The sequence below is a fragment of the Phaeobacter sp. QD34_24 genome, assembly GCF_028890115.1.
In the GTDB taxonomy this organism is placed as follows: Bacteria; Pseudomonadota; Alphaproteobacteria; order Rhodobacterales; family Rhodobacteraceae; genus Phycobacter.
Map to the genome: position 1 here is coordinate 128,131 of NZ_JARCJD010000003.1, position 16,876 is coordinate 145,006.

Genomic DNA, 16,876 nt, shown 5'->3' on the forward strand with positions numbered 1-16,876 from the left:
CTGGGTCATGGGCGGGCTTCCACGCTGGGGGCCTCGCGCCAGGCCGGATCGCGTTGCAACACGTCCAGCCGTGCGCGCGGTGTATCAAAGCGCGGCAGGGAGCCAAGCAGCCCGCGGGTATAGGGGTGCTGCGCCTGGTGCAGCTTGTCGGCATCGCAGACCTCGACAATGCGCCCGGCATACATGATCAGAACCCGGTCGCAGAATTGCGACACGAGATTCAGGTCGTGGCTGATGAAGATCAGCCCCATGCCGCGTTCCTTGACCAGCCGGTCCATGATCGACAGGACCTGCCCCTGGACCGAGACATCCAGCGCCGAGGTGGGTTCGTCCGCGATCAGGATCTCCGGGTTCGGGATCAGCATCATCGCGATCATGATGCGCTGTCCCATGCCACCGGACATTTCATGCGGGTAGGCCTTCATCACCCGCTCGGGGTCACGGATCGACACGGCCTCCAGCATCTCGATCGCCTTGGTGCGGGCCTCGGCGCGGGAGGATTTCGAATGCAGGCGGTGGGCCTCGATCAGCTGCGCGCCAATCGTCATCACCGGGTTCAACGAGAATTTCGGATCCTGCATCACCATCGAGATCTTCTGCCCGCGAATGGCGCGCATCTTGGCTTCGCTCAGGCTCAGAAGATCCTGATCATGTAGTGAAATGTGATCGGCCTCGATGATCCCCGGTGGCCGGATCAGCCGCAGGATGGCGCGGCCTGTCATGGATTTACCCGAGCCGCTTTCACCGACGATGCCCAGCCGTTCGCGCCCCAGGGAAAAGGAGATACCGCGCACGGCCTCGACAACGCCGGTGCGGGTGGGGAATTTGACCCAGAGGTTCTTGATGTCCAATAGCGGCGTCATTGCGGGCTGTCCTTCGGGTCAAGCACGTCGCGCAAGCCGTCACCAAGCAGGTTGAAGGCAAGCGAGACGGTGAAAATGGCAAGGCCGGGCATGGTGGCGACCCACCAGTGATCCAGGATGAACCGGCGCCCTTCGGAAATCATCGCGCCCCATTCCGGGCTTGGGGGCTGGGCGCCCAGACCAAGGAAGCCAAGGCCCGCTGCGGCCAGGATGATGCCGGCCATATCCAGGGTCACCCGCACGATCAGCGAGGATATGCACAGGGGCCAGATGTGTTTCACGATGATCCGCAAGGGGCCTGCGCCCTGCAGGCGGATGGCGCTGATGTAATCCGAGGAACGGATCGTCAGCGTTTCCGCCCGCGCCATGCGCGCGTAGGGCGGCCATGCCGTGAGGCTGATCGCCAGCACCGCGTTCTCGATCCCGGCCCCAAGGGCCGCGACAAAGGCCAGCGCCAGCACCAGGCGGGGAAAGGCGAGGAAGATATCGGTGATCCGCATCAGGATCACATCGACCCAGCCCCCGGCGTAGCCCGACACGGTGCCCACCAGCAGGCCCGCAATGGGCGCGATCAGGGCCACCAGGGCAACGATATAAAGAGTGATCCGCGCGCCCCAGATCAGGCGGCTGAGAATATCGCGGCCCAAGGAATCGGTGCCAAGGATATGTCCTTCACTGCCAAGAGGTTGCAGGCGGTTTCCAAGGTCCTGCACAAATGGATCATGCGGCGCGATCCAGGGTGCGAACAGCGCCAGCGCGACCAGCAGCACGATGATTGCCAGCCCCGCCATGGCCATGTGATTGGCGCGCAAAGTCAGCCAGCCCTTGTAGGCGGCGGCCCAGCGAGCCTGCCTGCGCGAAGTGGGCGTTTCTGACAGGAGCCAGTCGCGCAGCGTTCCGGTGTCTTGGCTCATTTGGACCTCGGATCGAAGATTTTATAAAGAAGGTCGGAAAACACGTTGAGGCAGATGAAGACCAGCCCAACGACAACGGTTCCACCCAGAACCGCGTTCATATCCGCCGACAGCAGCGCCGTGGTGATATAGCTGCCGATCCCGGGCCATGAGAAGATGATCTCGGTCAGGACCGAGCCTTCCAGCAGGTTTGCGTAGCTCAGCGCGATCACGGTGATCAGCTGCACCCGGATATTGCGGAAGGCATGACGCCAAATGACGGCCCATTCGCTCATCCCCTTGACGCGAGCGGTGGTGACATATTCCGCCGACAGCTGCTCCAGCATGAAGGAGCGCGTCATGCGGCTGATATAGGCCAGGCTGTAGTATCCCAGGATCGAGGCCGGCAGCACGATATGGGAAAAGGCATCCCAGAAGGCGCCCCAATCCCCGGCGATGGCGGAATCCAAAAGGATCATGCCGGTCACGCTGGGGATCATATCCTCGTAGAAGATACCTTGCCGTCCGGGGCCGCCAACCCAGCCAAGGATGCCGTAGAACAACAACAGACCCATCAGACCCAGCCAGAAGATCGGCATGGAATAGCCCACCAGCGCCACCACACGGGCGATCTGGTCGATCCAGCTGCCCCGGCGCACGGCGGCGATGACGCCCAGCGGCACACCCAGAAGGCAGCCAAAGAGGATCCCGATTGTGGCGAGTTCAAAGGTGGCCGGGAAGACGCGGGCAATGTCGTCGGCCACGGGCCGCGCGGTCAGAAGCGAGGTGCCAAAATCACCGCGCACCACGTCCCAGACGTAGTAGAAAAACTGTACGATCAGCGGCTTGTCGAGGCCGAGTTCCAGAAAGACAGCGTTGTACTGGTCTTCGGTCGCCCGCTCGCCCACAACGGCCAGAACCGGGTCAATCGGCATCACCCGTCCGATCACGAAGGTGACGAACAGAAGCCCCAGCATGGTCACGGAAATCGACAAGAGCGTGACGACCAGCCCGCGCAGCCACGGTGGAAGAGGCAGCCGCGGCTGCCTCTTCACGAAAGCATTGGAGGTGCTCATTTACTTGGTCACGGTCCAGTAGGACACGGCCGTGATGGCGCCGCCCAGGCTGAGGCCCTCGACATTATCCGCAACACCGGCCTGTTCCACCTTCTGGAACATCACCGCGAAAGGTGACTTGTCGCGGAACTCGGCCTGGATCTGGTGGTACATGTCGGCGCGTTTCGCGGTGTCGCCTTCGACCACGGCTGCCAGGGTCTTGTCGGTCAGCCCATCGGTATCCCAGGCGTTGCGCCAGGCCAGAAGCCCGGTGGCATTGGCCGCATCCGAGTTGTCGGGGTTGAAGGCAAAGGTGCCCGCGTTGGTGTGCGGATCGGGGTAATCCGGACCCCAGGCGCCAAGGTAGATGTCCAGCTCGCGCGCGCGATACTTGCCCAGAACCTGCTTGCCGGTGCCCACCTCGAGGTTCAGCTTGATCCCGGCCTGGGCAAAGGTGTTTTGCAGCGACTGGCCGATTTCCAGCCGTTCCTGCGCCTCGCGCACGCCCACGGTCAGCTCCATGCCGTCAACACCCGCCTCGGCCAGCAGCGCCTTGGCCTTGTCGATATTGAGCGAGAAGGGGTTTTCGTTGACCGCACCCAGGTAGGTCTTTGGCAGGAAGTTCTGATGGGCCACATAGGCGCCCTTGAGGAAGCTGTTTTCCATGCCCTCGTAGTCGATCAGGTATTTCAGCGCCTGACGGACCTGCGGCTTGGACAGCTGCGGGTGCTTCTGGTTCATCGCGATATACATCAGGCGACCGCGCATCTCTTCCAGGATCTTGACGCCCTCGGCGGCGCGCACCCCTTCCACGTCGGACGGGTTCAGGTCACGGGCCACATCGATATCACCGCGCTCCAGCATCAGGCGCTGGGTGGCGCTTTCCTGAACGTGGCGCACGATGACCCGCTGCATGGCGGGCTTGTCGCCATAGAAATTCGGGTTGGCGGTCAGGGTGACGCTTTCCTTCGGCTTCCAACTGGTCAGCGTGTAGGGGCCGGAGCCTGCGGAATTGGTCGCCAGCCAGGTGTTGCCCAGATCACCGTCCACCTCGTTGGCCATCACGGTCTTTTCATCGACGATGCCGCCGATGGTGGCGGTCAGGCAGTTCAGCACGAAGGAGGTCGCATAGCGTTTGTCCGTGGTGATTGATACCGTGTTGCCCTCGACCTTGATGGTCTCGTCGATGTTTTCAGGCGTGAAACCGAACTGGGTGATGATGAAAGAGGGCGTCTTGTTCAACAGCACGACGCGCTTCAGCGAAAAGGCCACGTCCTCGGCCCGGACCGGGTTGCCGGAGGCGAATTTCACGCCGTCGCGCATGGTGAAGGTGATGGTGCGGCCATCTTCCGAGACGCTCCAGCTTTCGGCCAGATCGGGCTGATAGCCTGCCTCCAGGTTCCTGGGGTCGAAATTAACCAGCTTGCCATAGACATTGCGCAGCACGTCGGAGCCTGCAAATTCAAAGCTTTGCGCCGGGTCCAGGGTGGTGATGTCATCGATGCGGTTGGCGATCACCAGCATGTTGTCCGGGGTTGCTGCCATGGCGGGCAGGGTGGTCAGCCCCAGCGCCAGCCCCAAAGCGGCCGATCCCATAAGACGAGTCATAATAGTCATGGTAGTACTCCCTGTTGTTAAAGTTATTGTTGTGCCTTGCGGCGGCCCGGTCAGGCGCTGGCAGTGCCCCAGGTTTGATCCAGAACGCGCAGCCAGTTGCCGTGACAGAGTTTCGTAATCAGCTCCGCACCATAGCCGCGCGCCGCCATGGCAGCGCGCAATGCGGGCAGGCCGGCCACCGTGCGGATCTCGGCTGGAACAGCGGCGCCGTCGAAATCGGAGCCCAATCCAACCCGGTCTTCCCCCAAGTGCTCCATCAGATAGTCCAGATGTTCGATCATCCGGTCAATAGGCGTGTCATCATCCATCCGCCCGTCTGCACGCAGGAAGGCCACCGCAAAGTTCAGGCCGACCATGCCGTCGCTGTCGCGGACGGCGTGCAACTGCCGGTCGGTCAGGTTTCGGCTATGAGTGCTGAGGGCGTGGGCATTGGAATGGGTGGCAACCAGCGGCGCGTCGCTGTGTTTCGCCACGTCCCAGAACCCGGCCTCATTGAGGTGGGACAGATCAACAAGGATCCGCAAGTCGTTGCATTTCTTGATCAAACGGATGCCATTCGCGGTCAGGCCGTCGCCCGTGTCGCCGGTGGAGGGGAAGCGGAACGGCACCCCGTGGCCATAGATGGTTGGCCTGCTCCACACCGGCCCCAGAGAGCGCAAGCCCGCCTCGTAAAGCACATCCAGCGTGTTGAACTCCGGGTCGATGGCCTCGGCGCCCTCCATGTGCATGACCGCGGCCAGGATCCCGGCCTCCATCGCGGCGCGGATCTCGGCGGTGGTCCGGCAGATGCGCAGCGCGCCTTCACGTTCCAGCCGGATCAGGATCGCCGCCTGGGACATGGCCACCCGGGCGGCCTCGGCCCAGTTCACCGGCTCTGGCAGGGGCAGGTCGTAGGCGGGCTTGTTCATCTCTTCGTCATCCATGGATGACGTTTCATTCGGCACATAGATCGCGAAGAAACCGCCGCCAAATCCGCCTGCCTTGGCCTTTGCCAGGTCAATCTGATGGCCACCGTCGCCTTGGAAACCATCCTGTCCGAAGGGCACGTTGCCACTGTGAATGCGCAGCAAAAGGTCGTTGTGGCCGTCAAAAACGAGGGGCGTCTTCATGAATTACCTGTGGCGTCTGGTTCGGATATATTGGATTCAATAACCGATAGCCTTGAGCCGACGACGGCAAATGTCCAGACAAAATCGACCGCAGCGGGCAGGCGTGGTCAAGGATTAGACATCCCTCAGCCCGTAATCCGCAAAGGCGGCCTTCACCTCGGCCATGTCTGCATCGGTCAGAATATGCGGCTGGCCGATGGACAGGCTGGTGATATATCCCTTGGCGAGGGTTTCCAGTTCCACCATGCGCCACAGGGCGCGCTCCAGCGTATCGCCGATCACCACGGCGCCATGGTTCGCCATCAGGCAGGCCGCGCGATTATGGAGGGACTCCAATACGGTATCGGAGAGTTCTGAGGTGCCAAACAGGGCATACTCCGCTACTGGCACCGTATCGCCACCAAAGGCCGCTACCATATAGTGGCAGGCCGGGATCTCTGTCCGGTTCATGGCAAGGGCGGTACAATGGACCGGATGCGCATGTACCACGGCGTTCACCTTTGGCTTGCTCCGCAGGATGTCGCGGTGAAAGCGCCACTCGGACGAGGGTCTCATCTGGCCCGCCTCCGGCGCGCTGCCATCCAGAGGCATCGAGACGATCATCTGAGGCGTCATCTTGGCGTAATCGACCCCCGAAGGGGTGATCAGCATGGCATCACCCACGCGGACCGAGATATTGCCCGAGGTGCCCTGGTTGATCTGCTGGCGCTCCATCGACAGGCAAGCGTCGATGATGGCCTGACGCAGGGCAGGGCGATCTGCATAGGGGGGCTTCGTCATGCGGCGCCCGTCGGGCTGGCCAAGTCCGGAAACAGCGCGGCAAGTCCCGCCTCGCTGGCCTCGCAGACCCCGCGTTCGGTGATCAATCCGGTGACCAGGCGGCTGGGGGTCACATCGAAGGCCGGGTTGCCCACGGGGCAGCCCTTGGGGGTCACCTGAACCGTGCCGATGCCGCCCTCGGGCAGGGTGCCTTGCACATGGCTGACCTCCTGGCCCGCACGTTCTTCGATCGGGATCTCGGCCACGCCATCGGACACGGTCCAGTCGATGGTGGGCGAGGGCAGCGCGACGTAGAAGGGGACCCCGTTGTCCTTTGCCGCCAGCGCCTTGAGGTAGGTACCGATCTTGTTGCAGACATCGCCGCTGCGGGTGGTCCGGTCGGTGCCGACGATGACCATGTCGACCTCACCATGCTGCATCAGGTGGCCACCGGCGTTGTCGGTGATATAGCTGTGGGGGATTCCGTGGCTGCCCAACTCCCAGGCGGTCAGGGCCCCCTGGTTGCGGGGGCGGGTTTCATCGACCCAGACATGGATCGGAATGCCCGCATCATGGGCGTGATACATCGGGCTGGTGGCGGTGCCCCAATCCACCGTGGCGATCCATCCGGCATTGCAATGGGTCAGCAGGCGTACCGGTTCTCCCGCAGGTTTGCGTGATGCAATCTCTTTAATGATTTCAAAGCCATGAAGGCCGATGCTGCGGTTGATTTCCACATCCTCATCGGCGATGTCATGGGCCAGTTGCAGGGCAGCATCAGCGCGCGCGGCCTCTGGCAAGGCAAGCAGAGCCGCACGGCAGCGGTCCAGCGCCCAGCGCAGGTTGATGGCGGTCGGGCGGGTGGCATGCAGGCGCTCCCAGGCCTGGTCCAAGGCCGTGTCGCTCGGATCCAGCCGTGCTGCAAGGGCCATGCCATAGGCGGCTGTCGCACCGATCAATGGTGCGCCGCGCACATGCATGCCGGTGATCGCCTCGCAGTATTCTGCCAGCGTGTCGAGCTGTTGAATGCGGAAATCATGCGGCAGCCAACGCTGATCGATGATCTGCAATGCGCCTTGCGTCTTGTCCCACCACAGGGACCGATATGGGGTGCCGTCGACCTTCACCTGCGTTTCACTCCAATTGCGGTTCTACCCCGCAAGTTGTCGCGGAAAAGCAGCACGCCTGCAAGAGAGGCGGAGCTTTGAAGCACAGCAATTGGGTCCATCGCGCCTGAGTGTAGTGACGCGGGCCATTCAATCCATGGGGAGGGCGGCTTTGCCGCCTGCAATATTGTGGCTAAGACAGGCTGGCCCTGGCCCGCTGCCCACGCTCGAATGCTGCAATCAGGATGATTTGCCACTTGCGCGGGGTGTCGCGGAATTCCGGCACGATATCGCAGTTCAGGAAGGCGACCTCGGTATCGCCCATCAGAATTGACCCGCCCTGCTGTGAGGCAGGTTCTCCTGCGGCGAGAGACGAGGCGCGCGCCGGCGGCAGCGTTCGCGCAGCCATCGAGACACAGCGCTCCAGCGCCCAGAAATCGGATATCTCGGGGCCGTTTTTGACGATGTCACTGAGACGGATCATAGCGTCAGGATCCTTGGGCTGAATGCGGGCCGGGGCGGGAGGAACACCCGGTTTGCCAAGTATCGCCTGAAACCGGGGATTGTCACGCATTCAAAGGCTGAGATGTTACGATTTTGTGCCGTATTTGCGCGCTCGCCACAGCGGCGCTGGGGCTGGATCGCAGGCCTGTCGGAACGCCCGCTGTCCTTGCGCCGGGCCGTGATGCCGGGACGCGGTCCGCGGGTAAGTGCGGACGGCAAGTCGGGGCCGGGCTACGAATGGGGCTTGCAATCAACTGCGACATTCTGCCACAGTTTCGCGAATCCGGGCCAATCGGTTTCACGCGGGGAAAATAAGGCTTCAAGCGTCAGATATGCGGGAATGCGGTGATTTCAACCCTTTCCCGAAAAGGCAGAGTTGACAGGTAAAGCGGTCAACTGAAAGGCTGGACAGTGTCTCGCGCAAACGGGTCTTTTGGTTGCGCCCACAGCGGCGCCGATCAGGATCGGTTGCAACGGTTCCGGATTGAAAAGAGAGCCGAGTACTGCACCAAGCAGTGCGGAGTCAAACGGAAGACCATACGGAAGACAATGGGAGAAACGACATCATGAAACACGCAAAGCTTTCCGTCGGCGCATTTGTGGCTGCGGCCTTTATGGCACCAGCAGCTTACGCCCAGGAGTTCATCACCATCGGGACCGGCGGTGTGACAGGCGTTTACTATCCGACCGGTGGCGCGATCTGCCGTCTGGTCAACAAGGACCGCAAGGAGCACGGCTTCAAATGCGCCGTCGAATCCACCGGTGGTTCTGTCTATAACATCAACACCATCCGCGAAGGCGAGCTGCAGTTCGGCGTGGCCCAGTCGGACTGGCAGTACCATGCCTATCACGGCACCTCCAAATTCGAGGAAAAAGGCCCCTTCGAAGGGCTGCGCGCGGTCTTCTCCGTCCACCCGGAACCCTTTACCGTGGTTGCACGCGCCGATGCAGGCGTGACCAACTTCGATGACCTGAAGGGCAAGCGCGTCAACATCGGCAACCCCGGTTCCGGCCAGCGTGGCACCATGGAAGTGCTGATGGCGGCCAAGGGCTGGGGCATGGAAGACTTTGCCCTCGCGACCGAGCTGAAGGCGGCGGAACAGTCCGCAGCGCTCTGTGACAATCAGATCGATGCGATGGTCTATACCGTGGGCCACCCCTCCGGTTCGATCCAAGAAGCCACCACTGCCTGTGACTCGGTCCTGGTCACCGTCGATGGCCCCGCGGTTGAAAAACTGGTTGCGGACAATGCCTTCTACCGCACCGCCACCATCCCCGGCGGCATGTATCGCGGCTCGGATGCAGACACCCAGACCTTTGGTGTAGGCGCGACCTTCGTCTCCTCCACCGATGTCTCCGAAGATGCGGTCTATGCGGTCGTGAAGTCGGTGTTTGAAAACTTCGATGCCTTCAAGAAGCTGCACCCGGCCTTTGCCAACCTGAAGCCGGAAGAGATGATCGCGGACGGCCTGTCGGCCCCGCTGCATGACGGTGCGGCGAAATACTACCGCGAAAAAGGCTGGATCGAATAAGATCCGCCCTTTGCGATCGGGAGGGGCAGCGCGTTTGCCCCTCTTCTGCGCCGACAGGGTATTTCATCTGCAAGGGCGCCAATCACAATAGGCGGAGCCTGCATCAGGGCCTCCGCAGGGGAGATTATCCATGACATCCGATGCGCAAGGAAATCGACCGCTTACCGAAGAAGAACTGCAGGAACTGGTTGCATCCTCGGATGCGGGCGCGCGCAACCCGATTGGGTCTGTGGGGCTGTTCCTTGCCATCGTTGCGGTAACATGGTCGGTCTTTCAGGTCATTCTGGCCTCACCATTGTCCAACGTCATCCTGCCGGGCAGCGTTGTGAACAATTCCCGCCAGATCCATCTGGCCTTCGCCATTTTCCTGGCCTACGCCGCCTATCCGGCGCTGAAGACCAGCCCGCGCGGGTACATCCCGATCCAGGATTGGATCTATGCGGTGGTGGGCACGGGGATCGCGCTTTATGGCTATATCTTCTATCAGAAAATCGTCGATTCCGGCGGGCTTGCCGACGACATGGACAAGTGGTTCGCACTGGCCGGTCTGGTGCTGCTGTTCGAGGCCGCGCGCCGCGCGCTTGGCCCGGCGATGGCGATCATCGCGACGATCTTCCTGCTTTACGTGTTCTTCGGCTCTTCCGAGGTGGTGCCCGAGGTCATTCGCTGGAAGGGCGCCAGCCTGAAAAAGGCGATGAGCCATATGTGGATCACCTCCGAGGGCGTCTTTGGCATCGCGCTGGGGGTTTCGACCAAGTTCGTCTTCCTCTTCGTGCTGTTCGGCGCCCTGCTGGATAAGGCCGGGGCCGGCAACTACTTCATCAAGATGGCCTTCGGCGCCCTGGGACACCTGCGCGGTGGGCCGGCCAAGGCGGCCGTCGTCGGCTCTGCCGCGACGGGTCTGATCTCGGGCTCTTCCATTGCCAACGTTGTAACGACCGGCACCTTCACCATCCCGTTGATGAAACGGGTGGGCTTTACCAATGAACAGGCCGGATCGGTCGAGGTTGCCTCGTCTGTCAACGGGCAGATCATGCCGCCGGTGATGGGGGCTGCGGCCTTCTTGATGGTGGAATATGTGGGGATTTCCTACGTGGAGGTCATCACCCATGCCTTCCTGCCGGCCGCCATCTCATATGTCGCGCTGGTCTATATCGTGCACCTTGAGGCGGTGAAGCGGAACATGCCGACCCTCGGCAACCGTGTTGTCTCCATGGGCCGTACCATCGGCGGCATGGCCGCCTTCTTCGCGGGATTTGCGGCGCTCTGCTACGGGGTGCAATATCCGGTCGGCTGGATCGTGTCGTTGATGCCCGAGGCATCCGGCATTACCCTGTCGCTCTTGGTGGTTGCAGCCTATGTCGTGCTGCTGAAACTCGCCGCCGGGGTCGAGGACTTGGTGCCGGACGATCCCAGCGCGGAAACCGTGGACCTGCCGGATGTGGGCAAGATCTACAAGGCCGGCCTGCATTATCTGCTGCCGATCATCGTGCTGGTTTACTTCCTGATGATCGAACAGAAATCGCCGGGTCTCTCGGCCTTCTGGGCGACGGCGCTCCTGTTCGTGATCCTGCTGACGCAGAAACCGCTCAAGGCGCTGTTCCGCGGCCAGGCGAACCTTGCACTCAACTTCATGGAGGGCGTCAGCGATCTGTGGCACGGGATGATTGACGGTGCGCGCAACATGATCGGTATCGCTCTGGCGACCGCCACGGCGGGCGTGATCGTCGGCACCGTGACGCTGACCGGCGTTGGTCAGGTGATGTCCGAACTGGTGGAGTTCCTGTCGGGCGGCAACCTGATCCTGATGCTGATCATGGTCGGCCTTCTGTCGCTGGTCCTTGGCATGGGGCTGCCGACCACGGCGAACTACATCGTTGTCAGCTCGCTGATGGCCGGGGTCGTGGTGGAACTTGGCGCGCAATCGGGGCTGATCGTTCCCTTGATCGCTGTTCATCTCTTCGTGTTCTACTTCGGCATCATGGCCGATGTGACGCCACCCGTGGGCCTAGCCAGCTTTGCGGCGGCTGCCGTGTCCGGCGGCGATGCGATCCGCACAGGGTTTGTTGCCTTCTTCTACTCCTTGCGCACCGTGGCGCTGCCTTTCGTGTTCATCTTCAACACCGACCTGTTGTTGATCGATGTGACATGGACACAAGGCATATTGGTAGCCATCTCGGCGACCATTGCGATCCTGGTCTTCACCGCCGGAACCATGGGATATTTCCTGACCCGCAGCCGCATCTATGAAAGCGTGCTGTTGGTGCTGGTGGCCTTTGCCCTGTTCCGTCCTGACTTCTTCATGAACCAGATCATGCCGCCCTTTGCCGCGGTGCCGCCGAGCGAACTGGTCGAGGCGCTGTCTGCATCGCACGAAGGGCAGGATATCCGTTTGCGCATCGAAGGCCCGGATTTCGACACCGGCGGTGCCGCCTCCACCACGCTGGTGATCCCGTCGGATGGGTCGGGTGATGGCCTTGCCATGGCCGAAGGCATCGGTCTGGTGCTGATCCCCGAAGACGGGCTGATGAAGCTGGACGCGCCAGGGTTCGGCACCCCGGCAGAAGAGACCCTGGGCAGTTTCGACTTCTACGGTGACGATCCGGTGCAGGTGACCGCGATCCAGGCGCCGCAGGATCAGATGCCCAAGGAGTTGATCTTTATCCCCGCACTGCTGCTTCTGGCCCTGGTTGCCCTGATGCAGCGGGGCCGGGCCAGCAAGGAAGGAGTACCGGCATGAGCAAATCCGTTCTCTGTGCGCTTGAACTGGGCGATGCGGCGCTGGACCGCAAGGTTCTGGAACAGGCCGCGCGTCTGGCCGAACTGGACGATGCGCAGCTTGATGTGGTGAACGTCCTCCCGGATTTTGGCGAAAGCTGGGTCTCGGGCTTTTTCGAAGAGCATCACCACGACAAGGCGGTGCGGGACACATCCGCCCATCTCCGGCAGCTCTGCGAAGAGGTGCTGGGGGCGGAGCGCAACGAAAAGGTCCGTCATGTGGTCGCCACCGGCACCGCCTATCAGGAGATCCTGAATGTGGCGGAGAAGGCGGGAAGCGACCTGATCGTGATCGGCGCCCACAAGCCGGATCTCAAGGATTACCTCCTTGGCCCCAATGCGGCGCGAGTGATCCGCCATTCGGAGTGTTCGGTCTTCGTCGTGCGCTAGCGGCGCAATGGCATCGGCCAATATCAAATCACAGAGGCGCCTTTTGCGGGCGCCTCTGTTTCATTTTCGGGATCATTCGGGCGCGTAGCCGGTCATTTCCAGATACCCCAGGCCATGGTGACTGCCGCTGATCCGTACCGGCCCCTCCCAATAGGGAAAGGACGTGCCCATCCAGGCTTGCGGGTTCAGGGCCTCGACGGTGGCAGTAAGTCCCCGCTCCGGCAGTGAAACCTGCCAGCGGGTGGGAATGGAGCGGCCCGCCACCTTGCTGAACGCCAAAGGCGCGGCCGCAAAGGTGCCGGGGGGCAGCGGTGTTGCCGTGCCAGACGGATCGATCCAGGTGCCAGAGGTGAAATCGCCTGTGCCGCCGCGCAAGATGAACCCCATCAGTTTGTCGCCGGTGTCAAAGGACAGGGAAAACCAGTCCCATCCGGTTTGATCGGCCTCCAGCGGCTGGCTGGACCATTCGCGATCGAGCCAGGCCTGTCCGGTGACCTGAACCGGGCCGGATGGCAGGTTCACCGTACCCTCCACCCGGTAGCGGGGCTGGGAATAGTAATAACTGGCCTGACCGCTGGCGGATTTCACCGAGTAGCCATCCTCCCCATGCAGAACCAGCGGTCCTTTGGCCTGCAAGTGCAGCCGATAGGAAAACTCCGGACCATTGGCGGAAAGGTCCAGCCTGTCGATGCCATCGCCTAGCGCCTGCATCTGCCAGTCATCGATCCAGGCGGCAAAGGGATCGGCTGTGACCCCGGCCTGACCGATGCCGCCACGCGCCAGCCGCTCCGAATGATAATGCGCCTCTTCCGTCGTCAGGGCGGCGTGACCCATCCAGATCTGGGGGCTGTCCCAGCCGGGTCTCTCCTCCGGCGCAAGGGCAGAGCGAAACAGGGTCCATTGGATCCCATAGTCCCGCCCGTCCTCGCTCTTGAGGTTGGCCGTCAGATACCACCATTCGATGCGGTATTCGGGATGTGGCCCGTGATCGCGCGGAAACGTGAGTACCGTGCCGTGTTCAGGAACCGCAAACCCGGCCGCATCGGTGCCAAGCCCCGCAAACCCCTGGGCCAGCGCGGGCACCGGCGCAAGCAGGAGTGCTGCGAGAGCTGCCCGGAGCAGATGCAGAAGGGAGAGGCTATTTCTCATTGGCAAAGACTTTCAGCAGGTCGGATGGCGACAGTCGTGCAAGCCTGCGGGCCGGGATCAGGGCGGCCAGTGCTGCGGCCAATAGCGCCAGCAGGAACAGGCGCAGCCAGTCCAGCGGGAACAGGAACATCGGTAACTTCCAGCCAAAGGCCTCGACATTGATCACCGCAAGCAGGGTCCATGCCAGGGCCAGCCCCAGCGGCAAGGCAAGGCAGGCGGTCAGACCGGCCAGAAGCAGGCTGCGCAGGATATCGAGCCGCGCCAGCCGCGCCCGGGTCACGCCCATCGCCCAGATCGGTGCAAGATGGGGCAGGCGCTGCCCCCAAAGGGTCAGTAGGCTGGTCAGCATGGCAAAACCGGCAACGCCCAGGGTCAGAACATTGAGCGCCTCGGTCACCACGAAGGTGCGTTCAAAAACGGCAAGGGAGCGCGCCTTGATACTTGCCTGATCGGCGATACTGTCGCGGGGCAGGCCGAATTCATCCCGCATGCGCAGCATGAGTGTCTCGGTCTCGTCCGCGGGTGTCCGTATCCCGAACTGGCGGTTCGGCGGGGGCGGAACCTGGGCAAGAAGCATCGGCATCGCGACAATCGCCTGACCGTTTGGATTGCCGTAATCAGAGTAGATTCCCGCAACCGTCATCTGCCACGCGGGGGACAGGATCAGGATGTCGCCAGGCTCATAGCCATGGCGGCGGGCCAGCTGTTCATTGATCAAAACACCGGAGCCATCGGCGACACGGTCCCAGACGCCGGGCATTGCCTCCAGCAGCGGCCAGTGCCGCCGGTAGGTGGCATCGTCCAGGATCCCGTAGATGCGCAGGGGCGCGTTGCGATGGCGCAGTTCGTGCCAGCGGATCGGCAGCGCCCGTGCGCCGGGCTGCGCGGCAATCCAGCGGCTGAAGGCGGCACCTGTGTCGTCACTGTCAACGGTCACATAGATCTCTGCCGCGAGCCGCTGATCCAGCCAGCCGGTGAAGGTCAGGCGGAAGCTTGAGACCATGGTGCCGACGCCGACATTGGCCGCCAGCGCCAGCAGCAGGGCCATCAGCGCCAGTGACAGGCCGGGCAATTGCGCACGGGTGTCTGCCCAGAGCCATTCGCTGACCGCGCCGCGCGCGGTCTTTGCGCCGAGTGTCAGCATCGTTGAGAGCAGCATGGGCAGCAGCAGGGCCACCCCCAGCATCAACCCGCCGAGAAAGGCGAAACCCGCCAGCAGCCCCTCGAACAAGGCGAGCGTGGCGGCCGCCGCCACGAGCAACCCCAGACCCGCAAGCGCCGCGAGGTGAAATCCGCGCCGGGCCTGCTGCCCGCGGGCGCCGGTGGCGGGGGCGCGCAGGATGGGCAACCGCCATAGCCTGTGGATCGCCCGTGCTCCGGCCACGAGGCTGCCTGCCAGCGCCATGATCAGCCCCGACAGGATCCAGCCCGGGCGCAGGGTGAGGCTGCCCTCGACCGAGGCGCCATAGAGACCGGACAGGGTGGCGCTCACATCCGGCAGCAGTGCAGCCGCCACGGCATAGCCAAGGACCAGCCCCGCTAGGGCGGCGCAGAGGGCGATCAGCACCAGTTCGGCGGCCAGCAGCGCCACCAGTGTCGACAGCGGCACTCCAAGGCTGCGCAGGGTACGAAACAGCCCTCGCCGTTGTTCCAACGCCAGCCCGACGCTGCCCTGGACGATGAAGAGCCCCACCGCAAAGGAGAGCAAGCCAAAGGCCGTGAGGTTGAGGTGGAAACTGTCTGTCAGCCGTTCGGTCGCCCCGGCGGCCTCCCTGGCGGCGATCCGGCGCAATCCCGGGGCGATGCTGTCGATGGGCGGCAGGTCCTGTGCCTCAGGCGACAGCAGGATCAGCCTGCTCAGCCCGTCGGGTCGCTGCAGCAGGCGGCTGGCCAGGGCGATGTCGGCAATGGCCACTCCGCGCGGAACTGCGGCAGAGGCGATGATCCCCGGGCCATCGGCGGGCTGTCCGATGTCCGCGGCCATTTCCGGATGCAGGAAGATCTGGCCGGGGGGCAGCAGCGATTGGGCAATATCGCCCGGGGCCTCTGCCGCAGGGCGCTCTTGATCGTCCAGAAACAGGGGCAGCGGCGGCGGGTTCAGAAGGTCGATTCCCATCAGGTCAAGCCACTGTGCGCCCAGGCGCAGACGGCCTTCGACAACCGGCGCCACCTGCCACCCGGCGCGGCGCAGGGCAACATAGGTTTGCAGCGGGATGTCGCCATCCTCGGCCACCAGATGATCCGCCTGGGCCTGGCCCAGTTGCGCGGCCGCACGGGCATAGGAGGCGCGGGCCTCGGCGTTGATTGCCTGAACCGCAGACCACAGGCCGGTGGACAGCGCCAGCCCCGCGACAATCGCCAAGAGCTGGAAGGGATGGCGCCGCCAATGGGACAGGAGCGCCGAAAAGGCCGCCCAGATCATGCCACCAGCCCGTTGCTCAACCGCATCTGGCGATCCAGCCGGTCAGCGATGGCGCGCGAATGGGTCACCATGAAGAGGGCGGTCCGGCTGTCGCGCAGCAGGTCCAGCATCAGGCCCAGAACCGCCTCGCTGGAGGTTTCATCCAGGTTGCCGGTGGGCTCATCCGCCAGCAGCAGGGCAGGGCGCAGGGCCATGGCGCGACCGATGGCCACGCGCTGTTGCTGCCCGCCCGACAGCTGTTCGGGAAAGCGGTCCAGCAGGGGCGCAAGGCCCAGCCGGTCAACCAGTTGCTGCTCCCAGGTGCGGTCACGGCATTGGCCAAGGCGCGCATGCAGGCTCAGATTGCTGCCGACGCTGAGCGAAGGAATGAGATTGAACTGCTGAAACACAAGAGAGACCTGGCGACGCCGCAGCGCCGCGCGGCCTGCCTCATCCAGCCCGGACAGGAGAGTGCCCGAAACGCTGATCTCGCCGCTGTCGAAGTCCTCCAGTGCAGCGGCGAGATGCAAGAGCGTGCTTTTGCCAGATCCGCTGTCGCCGGTCAGGGCAAGGCTTGTCCCGGCTTCCAACTCCAGCGAGACACCGCGCAGGATCGGCATTTCAGTGGCGCCGCTGGTATAGGATTTTGTGACGTCGGAGATTTTGAGGACCATACCCGGGGCTGCTCGTCTTATTCTGCACTGTGCATTGTATTTCCCC

14 protein-coding genes are annotated in these 16,876 nt (G+C 63.0%); 3 read left to right on the forward strand and 11 right to left on the reverse strand.

The window, feature by feature from the left end:
• Positions 1-5: 5 nt before the first annotated feature.
• The 8 genes from PXK07_RS03470 to PXK07_RS03505 all read right to left on the reverse strand — a co-directional run bounded on the left by PXK07_RS03470 (position 6) and on the right by PXK07_RS03505 (position 7,886).
• Positions 6-863: an ABC transporter ATP-binding protein gene (locus PXK07_RS03470; RefSeq protein ID WP_274846796.1), complete on the reverse strand. Its 858-nt coding sequence runs from the start codon at positions 861-863 to the stop codon at positions 6-8.
• Positions 860-1,777: an ABC transporter permease gene (locus PXK07_RS03475; protein WP_274846797.1), complete on the reverse strand. Its 918-nt coding sequence runs from the start codon at positions 1,775-1,777 to the stop codon at positions 860-862. Before PXK07_RS03475 ends, PXK07_RS03470 begins: the two co-directional genes overlap by 4 nt.
• Entirely contained in the window at positions 1,774-2,832 is a 1,059-nt protein-coding gene (locus PXK07_RS03480; protein WP_274846798.1) for an ABC transporter permease, read from the reverse strand. Before PXK07_RS03480 ends, PXK07_RS03475 begins: the two co-directional genes overlap by 4 nt.
• Positions 2,833-4,428 (reverse strand): ABC transporter substrate-binding protein, encoded by a 1,596-nt coding sequence (locus PXK07_RS03485; RefSeq protein ID WP_274846799.1) that lies wholly within the window; start codon positions 4,426-4,428, stop codon positions 2,833-2,835.
• Between the two features lie 50 nt (positions 4,429-4,478).
• Positions 4,479-5,537 (reverse strand): dipeptidase, encoded by a 1,059-nt coding sequence (locus PXK07_RS03490; RefSeq protein ID WP_274846800.1) that lies wholly within the window; start codon positions 5,535-5,537, stop codon positions 4,479-4,481.
• A gap of 114 nt (positions 5,538-5,651) precedes the next feature.
• Entirely contained in the window at positions 5,652-6,317 is a 666-nt protein-coding gene (locus PXK07_RS03495) for a class II aldolase/adducin family protein (RefSeq protein WP_274846801.1), read from the reverse strand.
• Positions 6,314-7,423 (reverse strand): S-methyl-5-thioribose-1-phosphate isomerase, encoded by a 1,110-nt coding sequence (gene mtnA, locus PXK07_RS03500; protein WP_274846802.1) that lies wholly within the window; start codon positions 7,421-7,423, stop codon positions 6,314-6,316. The genes PXK07_RS03495 and mtnA overlap by 4 nt, the downstream gene beginning before the upstream one ends.
• Before the next feature lie 172 nt (positions 7,424-7,595).
• On the reverse strand, positions 7,596-7,886 hold the full coding sequence (locus tag PXK07_RS03505; RefSeq protein ID WP_274846803.1) for a hypothetical protein: 291 nt from the start codon (positions 7,884-7,886) through the stop codon (positions 7,596-7,598).
• Between the two features lie 586 nt (positions 7,887-8,472).
• Here PXK07_RS03505 and PXK07_RS03510 point away from each other — a divergent pair.
• From PXK07_RS03510 to PXK07_RS03520, 3 genes are all read left to right on the forward strand, one after another.
• Positions 8,473-9,438: a TAXI family TRAP transporter solute-binding subunit gene (locus PXK07_RS03510; RefSeq protein ID WP_274846804.1), complete on the forward strand. Its 966-nt coding sequence runs from the start codon at positions 8,473-8,475 to the stop codon at positions 9,436-9,438.
• Positions 9,439-9,568: 130 nt separating this feature from the next.
• A complete protein-coding gene (locus PXK07_RS03515) occupies positions 9,569-12,178 on the forward strand; it encodes a TRAP transporter permease (protein ID WP_274846805.1) in 2,610 nt (869 codons plus the stop codon).
• The gene (locus PXK07_RS03520; RefSeq protein WP_274846806.1) at positions 12,175-12,606 is read left to right on the forward strand and encodes a universal stress protein; all 432 of its coding nucleotides are present in this window, start codon (positions 12,175-12,177) and stop codon (positions 12,604-12,606) included. The genes PXK07_RS03515 and PXK07_RS03520 overlap by 4 nt, the downstream gene beginning before the upstream one ends.
• Positions 12,607-12,678: 72 nt before the next feature.
• Here PXK07_RS03520 and PXK07_RS03525 read toward each other — a convergent pair whose 3' ends face one another.
• Genes PXK07_RS03525 through PXK07_RS03535 form a run of 3 tightly spaced genes read right to left on the reverse strand, consistent with a single transcriptional unit; the run spans position 12,679 to position 16,830 of the window.
• Positions 12,679-13,755, reverse strand: a complete 1,077-nt coding sequence (locus PXK07_RS03525; RefSeq protein ID WP_274846807.1) for a lipocalin-like domain-containing protein — start codon at positions 13,753-13,755, stop codon at positions 12,679-12,681.
• Positions 13,745-16,177: an FtsX-like permease family protein gene (locus tag PXK07_RS03530; RefSeq protein WP_274846808.1), complete on the reverse strand. Its 2,433-nt coding sequence runs from the start codon at positions 16,175-16,177 to the stop codon at positions 13,745-13,747. The genes PXK07_RS03525 and PXK07_RS03530 overlap by 11 nt, the downstream gene beginning before the upstream one ends.
• Positions 16,174-16,830, reverse strand: coding sequence for an ABC transporter ATP-binding protein (locus PXK07_RS03535; RefSeq protein WP_274846809.1), 657 nt, complete (start codon positions 16,828-16,830; stop codon positions 16,174-16,176). Before PXK07_RS03535 ends, PXK07_RS03530 begins: the two co-directional genes overlap by 4 nt.
• Between the last annotated feature and the right edge of the window lie 46 nt (positions 16,831-16,876).

Excerpts from the sequence above, each read along its gene's own strand:
- PXK07_RS03475 (WP_274846797.1), bottom strand. The coding sequence starts at position 1,777 with ATGAGCCAAGACACCGGAACGCTGCGCGACTGGCTCCTGTCAGAAACG.
- PXK07_RS03525 (WP_274846807.1), bottom strand. The coding sequence starts at position 13,755 with ATGAGAAATAGCCTCTCCCTTCTGCATCTGCTCCGGGCAGCTCTCGCA.
- PXK07_RS03520 (WP_274846806.1), top strand. The coding sequence starts at position 12,175 with ATGAGCAAATCCGTTCTCTGTGCGCTTGAACTGGGCGATGCGGCGCTG.
- PXK07_RS03535 (WP_274846809.1), bottom strand. The coding sequence starts at position 16,830 with ATGGTCCTCAAAATCTCCGACGTCACAAAATCCTATACCAGCGGCGCC.
- PXK07_RS03505 (WP_274846803.1), bottom strand. The coding sequence starts at position 7,886 with ATGATCCGTCTCAGTGACATCGTCAAAAACGGCCCCGAGATATCCGAT.
- PXK07_RS03485 (WP_274846799.1), bottom strand. The coding sequence starts at position 4,428 with ATGACTATTATGACTCGTCTTATGGGATCGGCCGCTTTGGGGCTGGCG.
- PXK07_RS03515 (WP_274846805.1), top strand. The coding sequence starts at position 9,569 with ATGACATCCGATGCGCAAGGAAATCGACCGCTTACCGAAGAAGAACTG.
- PXK07_RS03530 (WP_274846808.1), bottom strand. The coding sequence starts at position 16,177 with ATGATCTGGGCGGCCTTTTCGGCGCTCCTGTCCCATTGGCGGCGCCAT.
- PXK07_RS03480 (WP_274846798.1), bottom strand. The coding sequence starts at position 2,832 with ATGAGCACCTCCAATGCTTTCGTGAAGAGGCAGCCGCGGCTGCCTCTT.
- PXK07_RS03510 (WP_274846804.1), top strand. The coding sequence starts at position 8,473 with ATGAAACACGCAAAGCTTTCCGTCGGCGCATTTGTGGCTGCGGCCTTT.
- PXK07_RS03470 (WP_274846796.1), bottom strand. The coding sequence starts at position 863 with ATGACGCCGCTATTGGACATCAAGAACCTCTGGGTCAAATTCCCCACC.
- PXK07_RS03495 (WP_274846801.1), bottom strand. The coding sequence starts at position 6,317 with ATGACGAAGCCCCCCTATGCAGATCGCCCTGCCCTGCGTCAGGCCATC.
- PXK07_RS03490 (WP_274846800.1), bottom strand. The coding sequence starts at position 5,537 with ATGAAGACGCCCCTCGTTTTTGACGGCCACAACGACCTTTTGCTGCGC.